At 50.3% G+C, this 304-nt stretch carries 1 pseudogene; it reads right to left on the bottom strand.

Features of this window, described 5'->3' with window-relative positions:
* A pseudogene (locus HBA93_RS20320) lies at window positions 1-232 on the bottom strand (CpaF family protein); the annotation flags it as partial.
* Between the last annotated feature and the right edge of the window lie 72 nt (window positions 233-304).

The following is a 304-nucleotide window of genomic DNA, read 5'->3' as shown; positions in this document are numbered from 1 at the left end:
CGATCGTATCAATCAGTGCTGCAAAGATCTGGGATTTTGTATCGTAATAGGCCTGTGATTTCTCACGGGCAACCGGAGCAGCAACGGGTTTTGTTGTCGTTTCACCTGACGTTGATGCCGATGGTGATTGTGACAATGGTGTAGATACAGTGCTCTGTGAACTGCCAGCTGTTTGACTGGCAATAGGTTTTATCGTGGTGGCGGGGGTGCTTGCGCCTCTTTTTCCGAACATGGCTGCTCTCTATCCTTGTCCGTTAAGCGGAAGGTTTACGCTTCAGTTTGCTGAGAAGGCCTGTCAGAGGGC

Origin of the sequence: Ochrobactrum sp. SFR4 (genome assembly GCF_019730395.1) — a bacterium.
Classification (GTDB): Bacteria; Pseudomonadota; Alphaproteobacteria; order Rhizobiales; family Rhizobiaceae; genus Pseudochrobactrum.
Note: the sequence above shows the minus strand (reverse complement) of the source record. Positions and strands in the feature narration are given on the sequence as shown.